The sequence below is a fragment of the Helicobacter enhydrae genome (genome assembly GCF_001693335.1).
Classification (GTDB): Bacteria; Campylobacterota; Campylobacteria; order Campylobacterales; family Helicobacteraceae; genus Helicobacter_G; species Helicobacter_G enhydrae.
Window position 1 is genome coordinate 95,533 of sequence record NZ_CP016503.1, and the last position, 20,408, is coordinate 115,940.

Sequence of the window (20,408 nt, forward strand, 5' to 3'; positions counted from 1 at the left end):
ATAAAAATGAATAATCGTGACCTTATCGAAGAAAAGCTTTATCGCGAACAAATTGTTTTAGCCCCGATTCTTAGAAGATTTTTTGCTATCAATATTGATCTGTTGCTTGTAAGTTTTATTTTTCAAATGTTTTTTTGGAATGATTTGAAATCGATAAGCGGAGACACTCAAGCAGTTGTGCAGTTTGTTTCAGGCTATAGTCTGCACCTCCTGCTTTTTATGTTTGTGTATGAATGGCTGATGACTTATGCCTATGGTGCGACTTTGGGCAAGATTGTATGCAAAATACGCGTAGTTTCGATTGCTTTGTTGGATCACCCTGCGATTGTTGCAGCATTTTTGAGAGCTTTATTGAAGATGTTGCAGTTTTTTATCATCCCTCCATTGTTTTGCTTGGTTTTTTTTACTTTTTTGCGTCAGGGGTTGCACGATTGGTTGGCAAAGAGTATCGTGATCAAAAATGCTTAATCTTTTTTTGATTTTTGTATGTGTCTGTTTTGGTTTTGCGCAAGATATTTACCAGCAGACGCCGGGGGGATCTTCTATCGGAGAATTGAGTGCTGATGAGCTAAAAAATCAAGGCGATACACTCGAGGCAAAAGGCAATGTCGTTTTGATCAATGGGGATTTTTATATTTCTAGCGACACGCTCACTTATCATCAAAAGGAACAGATTGCTGAGATTCAAGGAGAGGTCAAAATCTACAAGGGCAGTGTGCTACTTTTGAGTGCCAAAAATGTAAGATTGGATTTTAAAAAAGAGAAGTTCTCCCTCTCTTCGATGTATCTGCAAAATCCACAGAGTGGTTTGTGGGTGAGTGCAGGTGAGGCACAAACAAATCGCGATGTCTATGAGTTTGAGAGCAATATCGTTTCAGGTTGTGATATTCAAGATCCTATTTGGCATATTGATTCTAGCTCTGGAAGCTTTAATCAAAATAGCCATCTTTTAACATTGTGGAATTCTAGAATCTATGTGGGTGATGTCCCATTGTTGTATGTTCCTTATTTGGCACTAAGCACCTACAATCAACGCAAAAGTGGATTGCTTTATCCTGATTTTGCCCTCTCCAATCAAGATGGCTTGTATTATCGCCAACCTATTTTTATCGCACCACAGCAGTTTTGGGATGCAACTCTTGCACTACAGGCAAGAAGCGCTAGAGGTATTGGCGGAGATCTTGAACTAAACTTCGCAACGCCTCAAAACAATTTGTTTTCATTGACGGGAAAGTATTTTTATAACTTTGAGAATTATGTATTAAAAAACAATCTAAAACATCAGCATGTCTATGGTGGGAATGCCCAATATTCTTCCAATACGCTATTTGATGTTTTCAATCCCAAAATTGATGATGGTTTGTTTCTAGATTTGACATATATGAATGATATTGACTACCTGCGTATCGATCATATTGACAAAAAGATCACTGAACGCTTGAAAGTGTCTCAAATCAACTACTACCTCCAATCTCAAGAGCATTATTTTGGTTTGTATAGTCGGTATTATTTTGATTTGAGTAAGCCCAAGAATACTGAAACATTTCAACAAATGCCTAATATGCAATATCACAAATATCTTGATTCTCTTTTTTGGAGAAATTTGTTTTATTACATTGATGTGCAGAGTTATAACAATGTCAGAGATGAGGGATACAACTATGTGCAAAATAGCATCGCATTGCCTATAGGGATCGAGGTGCCATTATTTGACAACTATATATCCGTTGGCATTGCGACAGATTTGAATTTCCACAATATTGTTTTTTTTCGCCAGAATGAGATTTTGTCCCATTTGCCCAAAGCACCGAGGACGGCAAATGTGTTTGGTGCTAATTATTCTGCAAGTGTGTCCTCGGACTTGGCTAAGAATTACACATATTTTTTGCACACATTGCAGACAAAAATCGATTTTTCTGGTCCTTATTATCATTATGGGACAGAAATGTTTAGTCCGCAGGCTTATGAATATTTTGAGAATTACAAAGGAAATAAGAAGCTTTATAATCTTTGGAATCCATCCTCAATCGTGGATTTTCAATCGCGTCAGCATAAGATGGGATTGAGCTTTTTGCAATATTTTTATACTCCCAATGGTCGGTCTATTTTTTATTACAAACTCTCCCAGCAGTTTAATTTGCAAGATAAGGAGTTGATGTTTGTGGGAAATCCTCTCAAAAATGAATTTGGAACCTCTCCGATTGAGGGATTGACTTTGAGCGGTGCTTTTAACTATGCTCCATATTATCAGGTGGTGGAGGAGGCATCTGCCAATCTAGCCTTTTCCAAATGGACTTTTTCATTTGATTCGGGTTTCTTTTTTAAGAGGTTGCTAGGTGTGGTCAATGGACGCAAACAAATCATCGATGATGCGAATTTTTTGAATTTCAATCTTCGAAATGATTTTGGGTATTTTTCTATAGGCGGAGGGATGAGTTATGATTTTTTACATCAGCAAGTCAAGGATTGGAATATTTCTTTGTCAAAAGATGTGCGTTGTTTTGGCGTTACGCTAAAATTTGCTCAAGAGTTTGTATCGGTTTTGACAGATCGAGTGGATCACCCTCTTGAGATAGAAAAAAATCAATATGTAAGACTAGAATTTAGATTTGTTCCACTTACTTCAACAGGAATGAATTATCGTTTTCAAAGGCAAAAATGATGGATAAGTTAAAGAATTATTTTGAAAATCGTCAAGATGCATTGCGGCATTTGTTTCTTGAGCTAGAAACAATCAACCTTGACAACACTTTGGTCGTGGCTTTGTGTCCGGAGGGAGCAATCATGGCAGATGCAGTTGCACGGCATTTTGATTTGGAGATGGAGTATCTGTTTTGTGCTCCCATTCCTGCACCCCTCAATCCCGAGTGTGCTATTGCCCTTGTTGGTGAGTTTATGGATGTTGTGATTGATGAAAATTTGTTGGATTCTTTTGGTATCCCTATAGATTATGTCTATCAACAAGCGAAGGTGGTCTATGAGGAAAAAATCCTACAAAATGTCAAGAATCTAAGAAAAAATCAAGAGATTGCAAAGATTAGTGGGAGAAATATTTTGATTGTTGATGAGGGGATTGAGACGGGCTTTAGTGTTGAAGTCATCATCAAAACTTGCGTCAATGCTGGTTGCAAAAGTGCCTCTGTCGCTGTGCCTGTCTTGTCAAAAGATGTTGAAAACTATTTGTTAAAATTTTGTGATTGCGTCTATAGTGTGTTAAGTCCTGATTTTTTTGTCTCGACAAACTATTACTACACTCACTTGCCCGTGATCAATGAAAATGCCCAAGGTTTTGATTTTTGTGAGCTTGAGGCGTATAAACCAAATTGGAAGGAAGAAAATGATAACAATACAATCTAATAGCCTACTAGAAGAATTTGATTTCACCAAAGTTGCTCAGCAGTCGCGAGGGTCGGTATGGTATCAGTGTGGCAAAACGACGATTATGGCAAGTGTTGCGATAGAAGAAAATGTAGTTGTGGATGAAGATTTTCTGCCCCTAACTGTGCAATACATTGAGCGTGCTTATGCCAACGCCAAGTTTCCTTCGGGATTTATCAAGCGTGAGGGGAAGCCAAGTGAGTTTGAAATCTTGACTTCAAGGATTATTGATCGCACCTTGCGTCCATTGTTCCCAGATGACTATCGTTATTCAACGCAAATCACCGTGATGGTGTTTAGCTATGATGGAACTCAAGATTTGCAAGTGTGTGCATTAAACGCTGCATCAAGTGCGCTTTATGTTGCAGGTGTGTCTATAGAATCCCCAGCCTATGCAGTGAGGGTTGGTCGCAATCAGCAAGGGTTGATACTCAATCCAAATATGCAAGAGTTGCAATCGGGCAGCTTAGATTTGTATGTTTCAGGTTGCAATCAAAATCTATTGATGATTGAGATGCGAAGTTTGGGTGATACATCGGACAATTGTGCATTGTCGGAGGAGGAGTTGTGTGAGGCGATAGAGTTAGCCAAACAAGCAATTGCTGAAGGTTCGCAAAAATATCACCATGCTTTCACTTCTTTGCAAAAAGCACCACTTGAGATTCAAAAGACATCAAAGCCCAATTTTGAAACAATATGTGCTTATATCCAAGAGCATTATGCCGATGCCCTCAAACAAGCTATCGTGCAGATGGCAAAAAGCGAGCGTATGGTTGAAATAGAAAAACTGCTCAAAGTGATTATGGAAAAACAACAAAATGATTGGACGCAAGAGGAGGTGTTTGAGGCATTGTGTCACAAGAAGCGTGAGATGATGCGTGAGATGATATTAGGAGATGGGATTCGTGCAGATCTAAGGAAACTCAATGAAGTGCGTCCTATCACGATTGAGACAAATCTATTGCCCAATGCTCACGGATCTTGTCTTTTTAAACGAGGGCAGACTCAGGCTCTTGTGGTTGCAACAATTGGAGGGGAGCAAGATGCTCAAGTCTATGAGCTTTTGGGTGAGAAAACGCCCTCCAAAGAACGCTTGATGGTGCATTATAATTTCCCAGGGTTTAGTGTGGGCGAGGCAAGTATGGTTGGTGCTGTTGGGCGTAGAGAGCTAGGGCATGGAAATCTTGCCAAAAGAGCACTAGAGAGCAGTGTGCGAGATAAACGCGTGGTGCGTTTGGTCTCAGAAATCTTAGAATCCAATGGTTCAAGCTCTATGGCAACGGTTTGTGGTGGATCTTTGGCATTGAGGGCAAGTGGGGTTGCGATACAGGAGCTGGTTGCAGGAGTGGCAATGGGATTGATAAAAGATAGGGATAGATATGCGATTTTGACAGATATTATGGGGTTAGAAGATCATGAGGGGGATATGGATTTTAAAATTGCTGGGACAAGTGCGGGGGTGACTGCGATGCAAATGGACATCAAGCTTGGTGGAGTGACATCAAATATCTTAAAAGAAGCACTCTATCAAGCCAAAGAGGCTAGAATGCAAATTTTGGCAATTATGCGAGAGGCTGAAGAGAAAATCATCATCAATGAAGAGATTGTGCCGACTTCTATTTCTTTTGGAGTTGATGCCGATCGCATTGTGGATATTATTGGGCAGGGTGGCAAAACGATTAAAGAAATCATTGAAAAATTTGCTGTAATGATTGATTTGGATCGTCAGAATGGCAAAGTGCAAATCAATGGCATTGGTGCTGAACGCCTCAATGCGTGTAAAGACTATATTTTGAACTTTTTGCAACAAAGGCACGGACAAGCAAAAGTGAATTATAAGGCATATACATCTGGCAGTATTTTTGAAGGAAGGGTGAAAAAGCTTGTTGAGTTTGGTGCATTTGTAGAGCTTCCTAATGGTGGCGATGGGTTGCTTCATATAAGCAAAATACGGGCTAAGGGGGTTGTTTTGAGTGAGGGGCAAACAATAGAGTGCAAGATCCTTAATGTGGAGCAAAACAAAGTAGAACTTGATTTTAGTGAATAAAATCGTATTTTTTTTGGTATCATTGCGTTTTCTGAAATTTCAAAAGCTTTTGAGTAGGGGACGGATCCGAAATGAGAGCCAAAAAGGAGAAAAATGAAAAAAGTGTTTTTATTGACATTTGCATTAGCCACATTTGCATTGGCAAACGATGTTGAGGCGATGATCAAATCTTATTCTGTTTTGGGTGCTGTTGTTGGACTTGGAATTGCTGCATGTGGAGGAGCTGTGGGTATGGGATATACTGCTGCAGCAACAATTTCGGGTATTGCAAGAAATCCTGGTGTTGGGGGAAAATTGACGGGAATGATGTTTATCGCATTGGCTTTGATTGAAGCTCAAGTGATTTACACTTTGGTTTTGGCGATTATCGCATTGTTTGCAAACCCATTTTTGGGAGCATAAGACTTAAAATAGGGGGTTTTGCGCTGGTGGTGGAACTGGTAGACACGCTATCTTGAGGGGGTAGTGAGGAATACTCGTGCGAGTTCAAGTCTCGCTCAGCGCACCATTGTTTTGATATGCCGGAGTGGTGAAATTGGTAGACGCGCTAGACTCAAAATCTGGTAGGGGCAACCCTGTGTCGGTTCGAGTCCGACCTTCGGCACCATATTCTACATTATGATAAATCATCGTTTAAGGTTGTTTGATGATTATTATTCCTGCGAGATTACATTCTACGCGTTTTCCCCAAAAAATGCTTTCAGAGATTTTAGGAATTCCTTTGATTGTACGCACGGCACTAAGAGCACAAGAGGTTGATGAAGTTGTCGTAGCAACAGATTCCAAAGAAATTGCTCAAATTTGTGAAAGCTATCACATAGAGGCGATTTTGACCAAAGAGACGCATAGTAGTGGAACAGATCGTTGTGCTGAAGCTGTTGAGATTCTGCGATTAGAGCCTGATGAGATTGTGATCAATATGCAGGGCGATGAACCATTTTTGGAAGCAGAGATTTTGTCCAAATTGAAAAACTTGATGCAAACTAGCACGGCTTTTATGGGGACTTGTATTAAAAGCATAGCAGAAGATGAGAGCTGTGATCCTAATCTAGTCAAGGTGGTGCTAGATTCTGGCGGTAATGCACTTTATTTCTCTCGATCCAAAATCCCTTATAATCGCGATCAAGCACAATGTGAGTATTTTGGACATTTGGGTGTTTATGGGTTTAAGGCGAAACATTTATTGGAGTTTTGTGCTTTGCCCAAAAGTCCTTTGGAAGAGATAGAGAAATTGGAGCAGTTGCGTGCTTTGTATCATCAAAAACGCATTGAAACCTTGTTGGTTGAGACTCAAAGTATCGGGATTGATACAGCAGAGGATAGAGAGTTGGCAATTCAGAGGTTTTTGAAAGCATAGTGATGACAAATACAAAGATTGATTTGGCAAATGCCGGGATTAGAGGTTTATTTCTATATTATTTTTTCCCCATCCTTTTTTCTATGCTTGTGTTAAGCACACATGTGGTGGTCGATGCTTTTTTTGTGAGTTATGCGATTGGTCAAGATGGCGTGGCAGCACTTGGATTTTCTTGGCCCGTTTTTCCGGTGCTTGTGGCAATTTATTTGCTGTTTGCTGTTGGTGGTTCGGCATTGATTTCGTATTTTTTGGGAAAAGGCGAAAAGCAAAGGGCGTTGGAAATTTTTAGCTCTATCTTGTATTTTGTGGGCATACTTGGATTGATACTTGGGGGGCTTTTGTATATTTTTACAGAGGAAATAGCAGTTTTTTTGACGGCTAATAAAACAATCAATCCAATGATCAAAGAATATCTTGTGGAATATTTGGAGATTATTTTTGCGGGAGTGGTTTTGATTTTTTTGCATCCAATCTTGGATATGTTTGCTGTAAATGACAGACAACCATTTTTGGCGATGATTTCTATGCTTATTGCTTCAGTCGGCAATATGCTTTTTAATTATCTATTTTTGTTTGTTTTAAACTTGGGGATTCAGGCAAGTGCTTTTTCTACACTTTTGGGAAATGTGTTTGCTGTTTCTATTTTGCTGTGGCATTTTTTGTGCAAAAGAGGGGATTTGCATTTTATCAAAGCGTTGAAATTTGAAGACATCAAAAAAGCCTGTCGCAATGGACTACCTGCTTGTGTTTCCGAATTGAGCACAGGTGTCTTGATGCTCCTTTATATTTTCAAATTGCTAGATCTTGTGCAAGAGAGAGGGGTGCTGATTTATACGATTGTGATGTATATCGGCACGACACTTTTTGCTATTTTGCTCTCAATTGCTCAAGGGGTGCAACCTATTGCGAGTTTTAATTATGGTGCAGGCAAGATTGGGCGTGTCAAAGAGGTGTATTTTTTTGGAATCAAAATCGCCGTGATTGTGAGTATGGTGGTGTATGTGGGTATCTTTGCGTCGGCGTATTGGTTGGCTTGGGCGTTTTTGAATCAACAAGATATTGCCAAAGATTCGATGTTGATTCCTGATATTGCTCTTGCAATGAGAATTTATCTGATCGCTTATTTGTTTATGGGGATCAATCTCGTCAGTGCCGTGTTTTTGCAATCTATCCAACGCCCATCGGGTTCGATGTTGATTACGCTTTGTTATAGCGTTGGTTTTTCTACGATTTTTCTAGAAATTTTGACGCAATATTTTGGGATGATTGGCGTGTGGGCAACTTATCCGATAGCGGCTTTTTTGACGATTTTTGTGGTGTTTTGGGTGATTAAAAGAGAGTTTGAAAGAGGAGTTTTGTATGAAGGAAAAGATTCTACTATTTGATTTGGATGGCACTTTGATTGATTCTACTCAGGCGATTTTGGAGAGTTTTGTCAATACTGCGTTATTTTTTGGCATAAATCTCAAAGAGAGAAGAGGGGAGATTATGGGCTTGATTGGTGCAACTCTGCGAGATATGTTTATGCATTTTGGTTTTTCAGAAGAAGAAACAGAGCAATGCATAAAGATGTATCGCACAAATTATGAAAGAATCTATTTAGAAAAAACACATTTGCTACCAAAGGTAAAAGAGGCATTAGAGAGTGTTCCTAAAAGCTATGGGATGGGAGTTGTTACTTCCAAAAATAGATATTTTTCTCTCAAAATTTTAGAGCATTTAGGTATCAACAGCTTTTTTTCTGTTGTGGTTGCGATTGATGATGTCAGTGAGCCAAAACCAAGTGCTGAACCAATCCAAAGGGCACTGGAGGATTTAAATTTTCAAGCACAAGAAGTGTATATGATTGGGGATACATTTTTTGATATGCAGTCTGCGAAAAATGCCGGAGTTATCGGCATTGGAGTTATGGGAAGATATGAAAAGCAGTTGGAAAAATATACAGATTTTGTATTCTCTGACTTATTTAAAGCTGTGAATTACATAAAAGAACAAAATTAAGTTTCTTAATGTAAAATACACATTTGGATAAAAAATTTTTGACTAAAATTTGGAATCATTGAAGGAGGTTTTGATGTTGGAAATTAGATGGCATAGTCGTGCTGGTCAAGGTGCAGTTACAGGAGCGAAAGGTTTGGCTGATGTGATTGCAGGGACAGGCAAACAGGTTCAAGCATTTGCGTTTTATGGATCTGCAAAAAGAGGGGCTGCGATGACTGCTTACAATCGCGTTGATGACAATCCAATCTTGAATCACGAGAAGTTTATGTCTCCAGATTATGTGTTGGTGATTGATCCTGGTTTGACTTTTATTACTGATATTTGTGCAAATGAGAAAAAAGACACAAAATACATTATTACCACCCATTTGACCAAAGAAGAATTAATTGCCAAAAAGCCAGAGCTTGCGGACAAGGAAGTTTATATCCTTGATTGCATTAAAATTTCAAGAGAAACAATCGGAAAATCTGTCCCTAATGCCCCGATGCTTGGTGCGTTGATGAAGGTTTCAGGAATGCTTGAGTTGGAGTATTTTTTGGAAAAGTTTATTAAGTTGTTGGGCAAAAAGCTTCCGCAAAAGATTATTGATGCCAATCGTGAAGCAATCACTAGGGCATACAATGAAGTTCGATAAATAAGGATAAAAAATGAAAGGTTGGAATGAATTTGAAATAGGGTCTGTGCTTTTTCCTTTGGATGAAGATGGTAGCAAAGCACAGGAGAAGGCTCCGAGTGAAAGAAAATATACAGAAAATAGTTCAAGAAGTGCGAGTGTTTCACATTGGAGGGTTCAAAAGCCCGTCCATAATCACGATCACTGCATTAATTGTTTTTTCTGTTGGGTGTATTGTCCGGATGCGTCGATTTTGGCAAAAGATGAGCAAATGAGTGGTGTGGATTATCAACACTGCAAAGGCTGTGGTGTCTGTGTTTCTGTTTGCCCTACCAATCCTAAATCTCTTTTGATGTTTGATGAAAATGAAGTAAATGAAGATGCGATTGCAAGATGGCCTCAAAAAGAAAGAAAATAAGGAGAAGTTATGGCATTGAAATATGAATTATTAAAAACTGAAGTATGGGATGGAAATATGGCAGCAAGCCATGCTTTGCGTCAAGCACAAATTGATGTGGTGGCAGCTTATCCTATCACCCCCTCCACTCCTATCGTCCAAAACTACAGCAAGTTTTTGAGTGATGGATATATCGATGGTGAGTTTATTATGGTCGAATCAGAACACGCCGCAATGAGTGCGTGTGTGGGTGCAGCGGCTGCTGGAGGGAGAGTAGCGACTGCGACTAGCTCACAAGGTTTTGCTTTGATGGTGGAAGTGCTTTATCAGGCGTCGGGAATGAGGGTGCCTTTGGTGCTTAACCTCGTCAATCGTGCTTTGGCAGCACCACTCAATGTCAATGGCGACCATTCGGATATGTATTTGAGCCGCGATTGTGGTTGGATCAATCTATGCACTTACAATCCTCAAGAGGCTTATGACTTCAATTTGATGGCGTTTAGAATCGCTGAAGATATGCGTGTGAGGATTCCAACGATTGTCAATCAAGATGGCTTTATTTGTTCGCACACTGCACAGAATGTGCAACCCCTAAGCGATGATGAGGCTTATGCTTTTGTCGGTGAATACAAAAGCAAAAATCCCTTGCTTGATTTCTCCAAGCCTGTGACTTATGGAGCACAAACTGAAGAAGATTGGCATTTTGAGCACAAAGCACAATTGCATCACGACATTATGAATGCCTCAGGTGTGATTGAAGAGATTTTTGAAGAGTTTGCCAAATTGACAGGAAGAAAATATTCTCTTGTAGAAAGCTATGATATGGATGATGCTGAAGTCGCAATCGTAGCATTGGGAACGACGGTGGAATCTGCAAGAATTGCTGCAAAGACTGCGAGAAGTAAGGGTATCAAGGCGGGAGTGGTGTCTGTGAGAAGTTTGCGACCTTTCCCTTATGAGCAAATTGCCCAAGCATTGAGTCATTGCAAGGCAATTGCGATGCTAGATCGCAGTTCTCCTGCTGGTGCGATGGGAATGCTGTTTAATGAAGTGGGGGTTTCTGTTTTGCAACATTCTGACAATAAGCCAATTCTTTCTAATTATATTTATGGTTTGGGCGGAAGAGATTTTACTCAAGAGCATTTGGCAGAAATTTTTAATGATTTGGATGCAAATGCACAGGCTGGAAAATTGACACACCATACGCAGCAATTTGTAGGGCTTCGCGGTAAAAAAATGGCGTTTAATTAAGGAGAAAAAGATGACAAAAGAAATTAAGAATCTGAAACAATTTTCAAAATCAGCCGAGAAATTTGAGGGTGCCAATCTTTTGTGTCCGGGATGTGCACACGGAATGATTATCCGTGAGGTTTTGAATTCTGTAGATGGACATATTTTGATTGGAAATTCAACGGGTTGTATCGAAGTTTCTACGGCTGTGTATCCTCATACTTCTTGGGATGTGCCTTGGATTCATATTGGATTTGAGAATGGATCAACAGCGGTGGCTGGTGCTGAAGCGATGTATAAGGCACTTGCAAAGAAAGGTAGATATACAGGAGAGCGCCCTAAGTTTGTCGCTTTTGGTGGTGATGGCTCCACTTACGATATTGGGTTTCAATGGATTAGTGGATGCTTTGAGAGAGGACATGATTTGACTTATGTGTGTTTTGATAATGAAGTGTATGCCAATACTGGAGGACAGAGAAGTGGATCCACTCCATTGGGATCATCAACTTCCACTACTCCTGCAGGACGCGTAAGCTATGGAAAAAAAGAAAAGAAAAAAGACTTATTGGCGATTATGGCAGCTCACGGATCGCCTTATGTCGCTCAAGTGTCCCCAAATAAGTGGAAAGATATGAACAAAAAAATCAAAATGGCACTAGACACCGAAGGACCGACATTTATCAATGCTTTGAGTCCTTGCACAACAGAATGGAGGTTTGAGTGTAGCAACACCGTTGAAATGATGGATATGGCAGTGGATTCTTTGGTTTTCCCACTCTATGAGATTATCAATGGACACGAGCTTCATATCACATATCGCCCAAAAAATATCATCCCTGTAAGGGATTATTTGGGTATGCAAGGACGCTTCAAGCATTTGTTCAAGCCTGAAAATGAACATATCATCGAGCAATTCCAAAAAGATGTAGATGCAAAATGGGAATTGTTGCAGAGGAGAGAAGAGGCAAAAATCTAGACAATGTGTGAATCCCCATTGTTATTTTTGCTTTGATGAAATCAAAACTTTTTTTGATAGCATTGCACTTTTATTTTAGGAGGAGAAAATGCTATCAAAAGACATTATGCGTTATTCTAAAATGCGTTATGAAATTAGAGCCTATATGTGCTATCTTTTTTCTAGGCATATTCAAACTGCAATTTCAGCAAATTCTTTGGAAAATATCACACACGGACTAGAGAAGATCGCATTGGAAGTGCAGGTTTTTGATTCTATTTATGTGCTTGATTCTTATGGCACACAGATTAGAGAGCTCAATCAAAAAACTTATGAAGTGACCCACATAGAGGGCAAACCAAACTATGCAGATCGTGCTTATTTTTATGAGTGCAAAAAAGAAAGACGCTGTATCCTCACCGATCCTTATCCGAGCAAAAACGATAGTAAGCTTGTTGTGACGGCAAGTTATCCTATTTATGATGAAGAGCATCGATTGCTATATGTTGTGTGCATTGATATTTTGCTCAGTCAGGCACTCAAAATCGGCACACCAGCAAAGTTTTATGATGTCTTTAATCTAGGTTCCAAAGTAGTTTATAGCGCATTGTCTGTGATGTTGGCTTTGGTTGCATTATTGCTTTTTGTGCGTGGGGGGCATAGTTTTTGGCACGCAGTGGTGAATTTCAGTCGCTTGGACATCAAGGAGGTGTTTGAAGCGACAATTTTGCTCACGCTTTCTTTGGCGATTATGGATTTGGTCAAAGCTATCTTTGAGGAGGAGGTGCTGGAGCGTAGTGCGGGTGAAAACCATTATGCGATTCACAAAACAATGATCCGTTTTTTGGGTTCTATCATCATTGCTCTTGCAATTGAAGCTTTGATGCTTGTGTTCAAATTTAGCATTATTGAGCCTTCAAAGATTCAATACACCTTGTATCTCACAGGAGGGGTTGCTTTGCTACTCTTTGGTTTGAGTGTGTATGTCAAATTCGCTTATAGTGCAGTCAAAGATGATCGCAATAGTAATGCTGAACCTAGGCTCTGATGTCTTGTAGGCAGTGGGAATGGTTGGCATAGATTCGTATCTGTGCAAAGGGGGTGAAAAATCTGCGGACACTTTCTGCACAAATCACTTGATCTTTTGCACCCAAAAAGACTTCGATTTCTACCCCTTGTGCAACAAGCCATTCCAAATCTTTGGGATTCCATTGGAAATAAAGCAAATCTTGTAGTTCTTCCAAAGTCCCTATTTTCAAAAAATTTTGATGATTGAAATGGCATAAATCCAAAAATTTTTTGATGTAGTTTTGTGGGTTTTGTTTGTATCCCAAAATCTGCATTCTAAGAAATGCGGGGGATTGGTTTTGGAAAAAAGCAGGGGAAAATAGATTGAGTTTTTGCACCCTCTGATGATTTTTGAGGGATTGGAGCGTTGCCCTAAAAGCTAGGATACTCCCATAACTAAAACCACTGAAGCTATAGGGCATTTGTAGGTTTGCCAAATGCTCAAACAACACCCCCTCATTTTGGAAGCAAAAGCCACTAAAGAAGTTTGGAAATTTCTTCATAGCTCAAAACTTCTTTTTGGTGCAATGTTTGGGCGATATTGAGGATTTGGTTTTTGTGCTGTTGCAAAAATATTTCAAGCTCATCTTGTGTGCTATGCAATAGACTTTGTATATCAGAATCTAGGAGATTTTCACCCATTCCATAGTCTTGATAGATTTGCTTGGCAAGTGTTTTGGCATCATTTAGATCTTCTTGGGCATAAGTGATTTTTGTGTTTTTGAAAGACCAAAGTGCGTAGTAGCCGACTAGAAGTAGCTTGAGGTGATTTTTGATTTGAGCCTCATCAAGCAAGGTGGGTATTTTGAAAGTTTTATCTTCCTCATAGAGAGAGATTTTTTCGAATTTGATTTGGTGCAATAGGGCAAAAAAGGCTTTGCTTGCTTGATAAAGGCTTAATTGTGATTTTTGCTCTTGGTTGAGGATGGGGATTTGTTTGAGGGCAAAAAGAATCTTGTGTTTGGCTTGGTTGATTGCCTCTTGTGTGATGGATGGATGCTGATTGCGTAGGGCGATGAGTCCTGCCTCGTTGATTAGGTTTTCAATCATCGCACCACTGAAGCCTGAGCATTCTTGTGCTATTTTTTCAACATCAAAATCATAGGGTTTGTTTTTGAGATAAAGTGCAAAAATAGCGATCCTCTCTTGGGGTGTTGGGAAATCAATGTAGATTTTACGATCAAAGCGACCGCTTCTAAGGAGTGCAGGATCAAGAATTGATGCATTGTTTGTCGCACCTATGACAATCAGGTTGCTTCTCTCTTCAAAGCCATCAATCTCGACAAGAAGTTGGTTGAGAGTGGCTTCTCTCTCATCATTGCGTCCGTTGCCTCTTGCTTTGCCCACAGAATCGATTTCATCAATAAAAATCATCGCACTTTTTTGTTTTTTGGCTTGAGCGAACAGTTCTTCTACGCGTTTGGCACCCGAACCGACATAGATTTGGGCGAAGCTACTGCCACTCTGATAAAAAAAAGGGATCCCAGCCTCATTGGCTAAAGCTTTGGCAAGCATTGTTTTGCCCACCCCCGGAGGTCCCACAAGCAAAATGCCTTTGGGCAATCTCAAGCCTAGATTTTTGTATCGGCTTGGATTTTTGATGTAATCAATGATTTCTTGCAAATCTTGTTTGACTTGACTGATTCCTGCAAGAGATTGCAAGGTGATTGATGGATCAGGTGTGATGGAGCTGATTGATGATGGAGGGGTGGGCTGTTTGTTGGGAGTGGTTTCTGGAATAGATTTGGAATGAGAACGCAATAATGGATACAACCACAAAAGCAACAAGGCAATCGCTCCCAAAATCAGCACCACAAAAAAAAGCCAAAAATAATTCCCTCGTTTCTCGATCGGGGCGTTTTTGATTTTTTTGCTTACAGAATCACTTTTTAGGATTTTGTAGGGTTGGTTTTGGTATTGGAAATAGATATAGCTGTTGTCACTACTAAAAGATGTCGCTCCATTGTGCAAGAAGGTATTGAACTGCGTTTCGCTAATGGTTTTGGATTGATCTTTGAAAAACAAAAAAGCAAAAATGCTCAAAACAATAATGCTCAAAAGAGTGATCAGTAGTATTTTGATTCTTGGTGTGATGTTCAAGGCAATCTCCCGATGTTGCAATCTTGTGCAATGTGATAATCTGTGATTGTGACAAAACCTTCTATCGGAGTGTCGGCAATGATTTTGGTGCGGTTAAAAAACTGATCCAATCCAATATAAGCTCCATCTTGGGATTGCTCAATCAAAACGCTCAATGGATCTTGTGAATGTTGGATGCGAAATTGGCGATTTTTGTCCTCAATGAGAGTTTTGATTTGATGTAGGCGAGATTTTGCAAGTGTGCCGTTGATTCTTTCTTGGAGTTGTGCTGATGGGGTGCCATTTCTTGGGCTATAGATGAATGGATGCAAATGTGTGAGGGGGAGGGTTTTGAGATTTTGATATGCTTCTTGCCATATTTTCTCACTTTCTCCCGGATGTCCTACAATATAATCTGTGCCGATTGCAAAGCCTTTGTTGGCGATGGTTTCAAGTAGCTTGTAGTCCTCTTCAAAACGATTGATTCGATTCATTATCTCTAGCATTTTGTTGTGGGAGTGTTGCAAGGCGATGTGTAGATGTCGTTCCAAAAAACTCTCGCCCAAAATTTCTAGAAACTCTTCATCGATTTGACTTGGCTCAAGAGAGCCGATACGGATTCTGCGTATGTTTGGAGTTTTTGCAATCGCTTTGATGAGCTGTGCGACAGAACTTTGGGTGTCTTTGCCATAGCTCCCCATATTTGTGCCTGTCAAGACGATTTCTTGGATACCAGAATCTGCGAGAAGTTTGACTTGCTGAAGGATCGAATCTTGGGGGAGAGATCTAGCTCTGCCTCTAGTGTGTGGGATGATACAATAGCTACAAGCAAAATCACAGCCCTCTTGTATCTTGATAAAAGCTCGATTTCTCCCTGCAAATTCGCTCACAAGAGTTGAATCAATGTGTTTTTCATTCTCAGAAGTGAGGAAAAATGGCGTCTCTTGCTTGAGCAGAGCGTTAATCTGTTCTTTTTGTTCGTGTTGGAAAATCCCAAACACCATAGGTGCGATTTGTTGCCCCTGTGTTTTTGCCCCACAACCTGTGAAGTAGATTTTTTTGCCTTGTTTTTTGATTTTGTTGATGTATTGACGCACTCCGCTATCAGCTCCATTTGTGACGGTGCAGGAATTGATGACAATGATTTGGGCTTCGGATTCATCATAGGTGATTGTGAAATCTTTGAGATTTTCTTTCATCACTTGAGTGTCAAAAAAGTTTGTCCGACACCCAAATGTTTTAAAAAACACTTTTGACATTTTCAGCCTCACTGTATCTCTCCCAAGCTCCATCGCTACCGGTATTGACAATCTTTGTCGTTGGATATGCGATTTTGATGTCGTGTTCTTTGCCTATAGCATCGACGATGTCCCCAGAGATCGAGCTTCTGACATTGAGCGTGGTGAAAGCATTGGTTTGATACCAAACAGAGATTTTCATCCCATTGGGTTCAAGCATATTGAAGATTCTAGGTTCTAGACTAATGCGTTTGATAGAGTATTTTTCTTTGAGTCGTAGCATTTTCCTTTTGCCGATCTCAATATGTGAGCGAGAGTGTTTGCGTGCGACTTCTGTGGCAATCTCAACGGCTTTTTTGTAGTTGCTATCAAATGTGATTGTGAAATCAATCCCATCCCATATTGTCGTCATACCGCTATGAGTGTAGTTTGAAATCACGGTGTTGAAAATAAAGTTGTTGGGGATAAACACAATGCGTCCGGCACGCCGTGTTTCAGCATAAGTGTTGTAGGTCACATCTTCCAAAAGTGCAATGCGTGTCATAGAAATATCCAAAATATCCCCTATGTAAGTCGTGTTGTCGCGATGAATGCGTATGCGATCGCCCACATGTAGCCCACCACCTATGACGATGACTAGCCACCCAAGAGTGCTCATAAACAAATCTCTCATCGCAAATGCCAAACCAGCAGAAATAAAACCCAAAAATGTCACAAGGTAAGTGATATTGTTGAGATAGCTTAGAAGAATGATGATGACAATAATACTGATATAAACAAAGCTGATGATTTTGTTGGCAATATAAATGCGTTCTTCATCAAGATATTTACGCAAGGCGATCTTAAAAGCAAATGCGATAGAGAAAACAATCAGACAGGAGACGATGATGTAGATTGTTTTGAGTGTTTGGCTTTGGATTTGGTTGGAAAGTCGCAAATCTAGATCAGCTACGCGTCTAGAAAAAACCTCAATGGAGGTTTCAAGAATGCTTTGCGTAGTTTCAAGCTCTATTTTGATATTGTGATTTTTTTGCAATTCTCTGATGACTTCATCCTCGCCCTGCTTGTTGTGGATTTGGGTTTGTAGTTTGAGTAGCTGGGATAGAAGCTCTTTTTTGTGGTTGAGTAGGGCGATGGTCTCATTGAGGCTTTGTTGGTTTGCACGCAATGTTTTTTCTTGTGATTTGATGTGTTTGAGAAATGACAATCCAGAAAAAATTGCGATTGGATTTGTGATGTTGGGGACTTCTTGGATCTCTTTGACTTCCGTCAGCTCTTTGTAGGGATTGCTATCATAATCTTTGAATAGTTTTTGTTGTTTTTGTAACACCTCAAGTTTGTTGCTTAGATTCTGAATCTTTTCATTGTTTTTGGCAGTGGGTTTGGTGTATTTGAGTTGGTATTGTATTTGTTGGATTTGATTGTTGATTGTGTTGAATTTGGTGAAGCTGTTGTATTTACGCACCCATATATTTTCGTTGTTTTCTAGCTGCTGGTTGATGATGTTTAATTGCTGTGTGATATTGGCAATCTCTTTGGGTAGGTTGATTTCTTGGACTTTTGCATTGTTGGCAATCAAAAACAATGGGATCAAAAACAAAAGACTTTTTTTCATTAGTATTGCTCCGATAAAAAAGTTAAGATCTCCTCTTGTGAGGGGGATACTTGCTGATAACTACCAATCTGTGTTGGAAGTATAAAATTTATTTGGTGGTTTTTTGTTTTTTTGTCCAAAAATAATGCTTCAAGGAATTGTTGAGGGTTGGTGATTGTATAGTGCGTAGGCAAATCATAGAGAGAGAGAAGGCTTCTCACTTCGGCAGAGTGGGCAAATCCCAACAGGCGTTGGGCTAATTGGTTGGCTAGAATCATTCCTAGACTCACTGCCTCTCCGTGCAAATAACGCGTATAGTTGTTTTCTTTTTCGATGATATGTCCGAAGGTATGCCCATAATTCAAAACCGCTCTTTTGTCTTTTTCAAAAGGATCTTGACGGACAATGTCGGCTTTGAGCTTGATACTAGAGTGAATGACTTCAAGGGGGTTTTGCTTGATTTGCTGTTTTTCAAAAAGTGTGTCAAACAATCTCTCATCTAAGCAAGTGGCGATTTTGATCACTTCAGCCATTCCTGCATTCCACTCTCTTGGTGCAAGTGTTTCCAAAAACATAGGGGAGATATACACAGATTTTGGAGAATGGAATAATCCAATAAGATTTTTGCCCTCTTGGGTATTGATACCACATTTGCCCCCCACACTTGCATCCACTTGTGCCAAAAGTGTCGTAGGGATATTGACAAAATCAATCCCTCGCATAAAGATTCCACTTGCAAGTCCCACAAGATCGCTTATCACTCCTCCACCAAGTGCAATCATCGTGCTTTGGCGATCTAGTTTGCAAGAGAAAGCGACATTGAGGATTTGCTCTAGAGTCTTGAGGCATTTTTGGCTTTCTCCACTAGCCAACACTAGCGTGTGGATCTGAGGTGCATTGATCTTTTGAGCAATCAAATCCAAAAAAAGTGGTGCCACATTTGTATCGCTGATGAGAAGCACACTTCCTTCAAACTCGAGCTTTTGAGGAAGTTCAAAATAAATACTGCTATCGCAGAGTTTAATCGTTTTCATAGGAAGAGGGGAGGATGATCTGTGGCTGGATGTGGGAGAGGGAGGAATGTAAACTCAAATCGGTATTGACAAAAGCAAAGCGTGCATTTTGCTTCACATTGGGTGAGAATGGCAAAAACTGCAAACACGATTGAAACTCCTCTTTGAGAAGCAGGATTGGGTTTTTGAGACTAGAGCGGGTGTAGTTGATTTTTTTGTTGAACACCTTTGAGAGTGTGTCAAACTCTTCTTTTTCTTGCGTATGGTATTTTTCATCGCAATCAAAATCAAACAAATGCAAATCAAGGGAGAGTTGAGAGGAAATATCCAAAACTGCAGAGGCGATATTGTGGCTTTGTTCTTCAAGCAGCACTACGCTTTGGGTGCATTGCTCTAGGGGATAGCTTCCGATTTTGAAAATTGGAATCGCCAAATCAAATAGCAGTTTTTTGTTGAAGTTGAAAAGTTTGGGATTTAAAATTGCCAAACCGATTTTTTTTTGGGTGTCTGCTTGTATGACTTGCGGGAATTGTTGCGTGTTGTAATGTATGAAGACTTGAATGGTCGGATCATCAAGCTTTTTGAGATGTTCGATGAGGGAGAAGGTCCTAGGATTGAGCAAAGCGATATAGAGCGTTTGATTGTTGAGTTTGCGGTGCAAAAACAATGCGTCCTCAATATCTTTGAGGATTTCGTTTTCATCACACAGGCTTTCATCAAGATAGAGGAACAAATCCTTGCCAAAAGGTATGGGGAATTGCCCTAGAGAATTGGTGATTTGTTTGTAGATGTGATTGAGGATCCTCCAATCTCCGACGGCTAAAAGGCGATCATTGGGTTGGATTGTCGTGGAAAATCGACTGAGCAAAAACTCATTGCCTCGATAGATTCCTACGATTTTCCAATCTTTTTGCGAGATAGAGCTGATGGAGCGATAGCAATACAAACTGCCCGGTGGGACTAATATTTCAATGATCTCTCCTTGCCCCAATCCGAAGTTTTGTGGGGTCTGTGGAGTATTGATGAGTAGGCTCGCAAGGTGGTCTGATAGGATTTCGTGTGTCGAGATTTGCAAAAGATTGTCGAAATGTTGTAGCTCAATGGAGGCATTGCAAATCATTGGGGTTTGTGGATAGAGTGTTTTGAGGTTTTGGATAATCGCCTCTAGCTCCTCGTCATTGTCGTGGAGGATAAAGATCTGATTGGCTTCTGCTGGGAGATTTTTGGTGATTTTGTAGAGCGATGTCGGATCAAAAGAGTGAAAAACAAAAGAGTTGGGATGTGTGTCGGGGATAAGATTTGCAGGGCAAATGGTGTGGTAGATGTTGGCACTATAGTATTTCTCTATCAATTTGGACAAAAAAAGCCTAGCACTTTCACCAAGTAAAACAAGAATGACTGAATTCATTAGGAGTAGCCTTTGCAATTTTTTGGAATT

At 40.0% G+C, this 20,408-nt stretch carries 19 protein-coding genes and 2 tRNA genes; 15 read left to right on the forward strand and 6 right to left on the reverse strand.

From position 1 onward, the window contains the following. Nucleotides 1-6: 6 nt before the first annotated feature. From BBW65_RS00485 to BBW65_RS00555, 15 genes are all read left to right on the forward strand, one after another. Entirely contained in the window at nucleotides 7-468 is a 462-nt protein-coding gene (locus BBW65_RS00485) for an RDD family protein (RefSeq protein ID WP_066338308.1), read from the forward strand. Continuing rightward, on the forward strand, nucleotides 461-2,662 hold the full coding sequence (locus BBW65_RS00490) for an LPS-assembly protein LptD (protein ID WP_066338311.1): 2,202 nt from the start codon (nucleotides 461-463) through the stop codon (nucleotides 2,660-2,662). The genes BBW65_RS00485 and BBW65_RS00490 overlap by 8 nt, the downstream gene beginning before the upstream one ends. Beyond that, nucleotides 2,662-3,357, forward strand: a complete 696-nt coding sequence (locus BBW65_RS00495) for a phosphoribosyltransferase family protein (RefSeq protein WP_066338314.1) — start codon at nucleotides 2,662-2,664, stop codon at nucleotides 3,355-3,357. Before BBW65_RS00490 ends, BBW65_RS00495 begins: the two co-directional genes overlap by 1 nt. Continuing rightward, nucleotides 3,338-5,425, forward strand: a complete 2,088-nt coding sequence (locus BBW65_RS00500) for a polyribonucleotide nucleotidyltransferase (RefSeq protein WP_066338315.1) — start codon at nucleotides 3,338-3,340, stop codon at nucleotides 5,423-5,425. The genes BBW65_RS00495 and BBW65_RS00500 overlap by 20 nt, the downstream gene beginning before the upstream one ends. 93 nt (nucleotides 5,426-5,518) lie before the next feature. Further along, a complete protein-coding gene (locus BBW65_RS00505) occupies nucleotides 5,519-5,827 on the forward strand; it encodes a F0F1 ATP synthase subunit C (RefSeq protein WP_066338317.1) in 309 nt (102 codons plus the stop codon). Nucleotides 5,828-5,847: 20 nt separating this feature from the next. Then, nucleotides 5,848-5,933: transfer RNA gene (locus BBW65_RS00510), tRNA-Leu, on the forward strand. 12 nt (nucleotides 5,934-5,945) lie between these two features. Next, a tRNA-Leu gene (locus BBW65_RS00515) sits at nucleotides 5,946-6,032 on the forward strand. Between the two features lie 39 nt (nucleotides 6,033-6,071). Further along, the gene (gene kdsB / locus BBW65_RS00520) at nucleotides 6,072-6,782 is read left to right on the forward strand and encodes a 3-deoxy-manno-octulosonate cytidylyltransferase (protein WP_066338319.1); all 711 of its coding nucleotides are present in this window, start codon (nucleotides 6,072-6,074) and stop codon (nucleotides 6,780-6,782) included. A gap of 2 nt (nucleotides 6,783-6,784) precedes the next feature. After that, nucleotides 6,785-8,167 (forward strand): MATE family efflux transporter, encoded by a 1,383-nt coding sequence (locus tag BBW65_RS00525; RefSeq protein ID WP_066338321.1) that lies wholly within the window; start codon nucleotides 6,785-6,787, stop codon nucleotides 8,165-8,167. Beyond that, nucleotides 8,142-8,783 (forward strand): HAD family hydrolase, encoded by a 642-nt coding sequence (locus BBW65_RS00530; RefSeq protein WP_066338324.1) that lies wholly within the window; start codon nucleotides 8,142-8,144, stop codon nucleotides 8,781-8,783. Before BBW65_RS00525 ends, BBW65_RS00530 begins: the two co-directional genes overlap by 26 nt. A 73-nt stretch (nucleotides 8,784-8,856) precedes the next feature. After that, on the forward strand, nucleotides 8,857-9,417 hold the full coding sequence (locus BBW65_RS00535) for a pyruvate flavodoxin oxidoreductase subunit gamma (protein ID WP_066338327.1): 561 nt from the start codon (nucleotides 8,857-8,859) through the stop codon (nucleotides 9,415-9,417). Between the two features lie 13 nt (nucleotides 9,418-9,430). Next, nucleotides 9,431-9,814, forward strand: coding sequence for a 4Fe-4S dicluster-binding protein (locus BBW65_RS00540; RefSeq protein ID WP_066338330.1), 384 nt, complete (start codon nucleotides 9,431-9,433; stop codon nucleotides 9,812-9,814). 9 nt (nucleotides 9,815-9,823) lie between these two features. Then, entirely contained in the window at nucleotides 9,824-11,044 is a 1,221-nt protein-coding gene (locus BBW65_RS00545) for a 2-oxoacid:ferredoxin oxidoreductase subunit alpha (RefSeq protein WP_066338333.1), read from the forward strand. 10 nt (nucleotides 11,045-11,054) lie between these two features. Beyond that, nucleotides 11,055-11,999, forward strand: a complete 945-nt coding sequence (locus BBW65_RS00550; RefSeq protein WP_066338337.1) for a thiamine pyrophosphate-dependent enzyme — start codon at nucleotides 11,055-11,057, stop codon at nucleotides 11,997-11,999. 88 nt (nucleotides 12,000-12,087) lie between these two features. Next, entirely contained in the window at nucleotides 12,088-13,026 is a 939-nt protein-coding gene (locus BBW65_RS00555) for a PDC sensor domain-containing protein (RefSeq protein ID WP_066338344.1), read from the forward strand. Here the strand turns inward: BBW65_RS00555 and bioV are convergent. From bioV to BBW65_RS00585, 6 genes are read right to left on the reverse strand one after another with little or no spacing between them, the layout of a single operon-like run. After that, entirely contained in the window at nucleotides 13,016-13,549 is a 534-nt protein-coding gene (gene bioV / locus BBW65_RS00560; protein ID WP_066338345.1) for a pimelyl-ACP methyl ester esterase BioV, read from the reverse strand. The genes BBW65_RS00555 and bioV overlap by 11 nt on opposite strands. After that, nucleotides 13,524-15,146, reverse strand: coding sequence for an AAA family ATPase (locus tag BBW65_RS00565; RefSeq protein WP_083985936.1), 1,623 nt, complete (start codon nucleotides 15,144-15,146; stop codon nucleotides 13,524-13,526). The genes bioV and BBW65_RS00565 overlap by 26 nt, the downstream gene beginning before the upstream one ends. Beyond that, entirely contained in the window at nucleotides 15,143-16,384 is a 1,242-nt protein-coding gene (gene mtaB / locus BBW65_RS00570; protein ID WP_066338347.1) for a tRNA (N(6)-L-threonylcarbamoyladenosine(37)-C(2))-methylthiotransferase MtaB, read from the reverse strand. Before mtaB ends, BBW65_RS00565 begins: the two co-directional genes overlap by 4 nt. Further along, on the reverse strand, nucleotides 16,365-17,978 hold the full coding sequence (locus BBW65_RS00575) for a mechanosensitive ion channel family protein (protein ID WP_083985937.1): 1,614 nt from the start codon (nucleotides 17,976-17,978) through the stop codon (nucleotides 16,365-16,367). Before BBW65_RS00575 ends, mtaB begins: the two co-directional genes overlap by 20 nt. Continuing rightward, nucleotides 17,978-18,991, reverse strand: a complete 1,014-nt coding sequence (gene aroB / locus BBW65_RS00580) for a 3-dehydroquinate synthase (RefSeq protein ID WP_066338349.1) — start codon at nucleotides 18,989-18,991, stop codon at nucleotides 17,978-17,980. Before aroB ends, BBW65_RS00575 begins: the two co-directional genes overlap by 1 nt. Next, a complete protein-coding gene (locus tag BBW65_RS00585; RefSeq protein WP_066338351.1) occupies nucleotides 18,978-20,378 on the reverse strand; it encodes a TrkA C-terminal domain-containing protein in 1,401 nt (466 codons plus the stop codon). The genes aroB and BBW65_RS00585 overlap by 14 nt, the downstream gene beginning before the upstream one ends. Between the last annotated feature and the right edge of the window lie 30 nt (nucleotides 20,379-20,408).

Excerpts from the sequence above, each read along its gene's own strand:
- aroB (WP_066338349.1), bottom strand. The coding sequence starts at position 18,991 with ATGAAAACGATTAAACTCTGCGATAGCAGTATTTATTTTGAACTTCCT.
- kdsB (WP_066338319.1), top strand. The coding sequence starts at position 6,072 with ATGATTATTATTCCTGCGAGATTACATTCTACGCGTTTTCCCCAAAAA.
- BBW65_RS00495 (WP_066338314.1), top strand. The coding sequence starts at position 2,662 with ATGGATAAGTTAAAGAATTATTTTGAAAATCGTCAAGATGCATTGCGG.
- BBW65_RS00525 (WP_066338321.1), top strand. The coding sequence starts at position 6,785 with ATGACAAATACAAAGATTGATTTGGCAAATGCCGGGATTAGAGGTTTA.
- BBW65_RS00490 (WP_066338311.1), top strand. The coding sequence starts at position 461 with ATGCTTAATCTTTTTTTGATTTTTGTATGTGTCTGTTTTGGTTTTGCG.
- BBW65_RS00555 (WP_066338344.1), top strand. The coding sequence starts at position 12,088 with ATGCTATCAAAAGACATTATGCGTTATTCTAAAATGCGTTATGAAATT.
- BBW65_RS00585 (WP_066338351.1), bottom strand. The coding sequence starts at position 20,378 with ATGAATTCAGTCATTCTTGTTTTACTTGGTGAAAGTGCTAGGCTTTTT.
- BBW65_RS00500 (WP_066338315.1), top strand. The coding sequence starts at position 3,338 with ATGATAACAATACAATCTAATAGCCTACTAGAAGAATTTGATTTCACC.
- BBW65_RS00485 (WP_066338308.1), top strand. The coding sequence starts at position 7 with ATGAATAATCGTGACCTTATCGAAGAAAAGCTTTATCGCGAACAAATT.
- BBW65_RS00545 (WP_066338333.1), top strand. The coding sequence starts at position 9,824 with ATGGCATTGAAATATGAATTATTAAAAACTGAAGTATGGGATGGAAAT.
- BBW65_RS00575 (WP_083985937.1), bottom strand. The coding sequence starts at position 17,978 with ATGAAAAAAAGTCTTTTGTTTTTGATCCCATTGTTTTTGATTGCCAAC.
- bioV (WP_066338345.1), bottom strand. The coding sequence starts at position 13,549 with ATGAAGAAATTTCCAAACTTCTTTAGTGGCTTTTGCTTCCAAAATGAG.
- BBW65_RS00535 (WP_066338327.1), top strand. The coding sequence starts at position 8,857 with ATGTTGGAAATTAGATGGCATAGTCGTGCTGGTCAAGGTGCAGTTACA.
- BBW65_RS00530 (WP_066338324.1), top strand. The coding sequence starts at position 8,142 with ATGAAGGAAAAGATTCTACTATTTGATTTGGATGGCACTTTGATTGAT.
- mtaB (WP_066338347.1), bottom strand. The coding sequence starts at position 16,384 with ATGTCAAAAGTGTTTTTTAAAACATTTGGGTGTCGGACAAACTTTTTT.
- BBW65_RS00505 (WP_066338317.1), top strand. The coding sequence starts at position 5,519 with ATGAAAAAAGTGTTTTTATTGACATTTGCATTAGCCACATTTGCATTG.
- BBW65_RS00540 (WP_066338330.1), top strand. The coding sequence starts at position 9,431 with ATGAAAGGTTGGAATGAATTTGAAATAGGGTCTGTGCTTTTTCCTTTG.
- BBW65_RS00550 (WP_066338337.1), top strand. The coding sequence starts at position 11,055 with ATGACAAAAGAAATTAAGAATCTGAAACAATTTTCAAAATCAGCCGAG.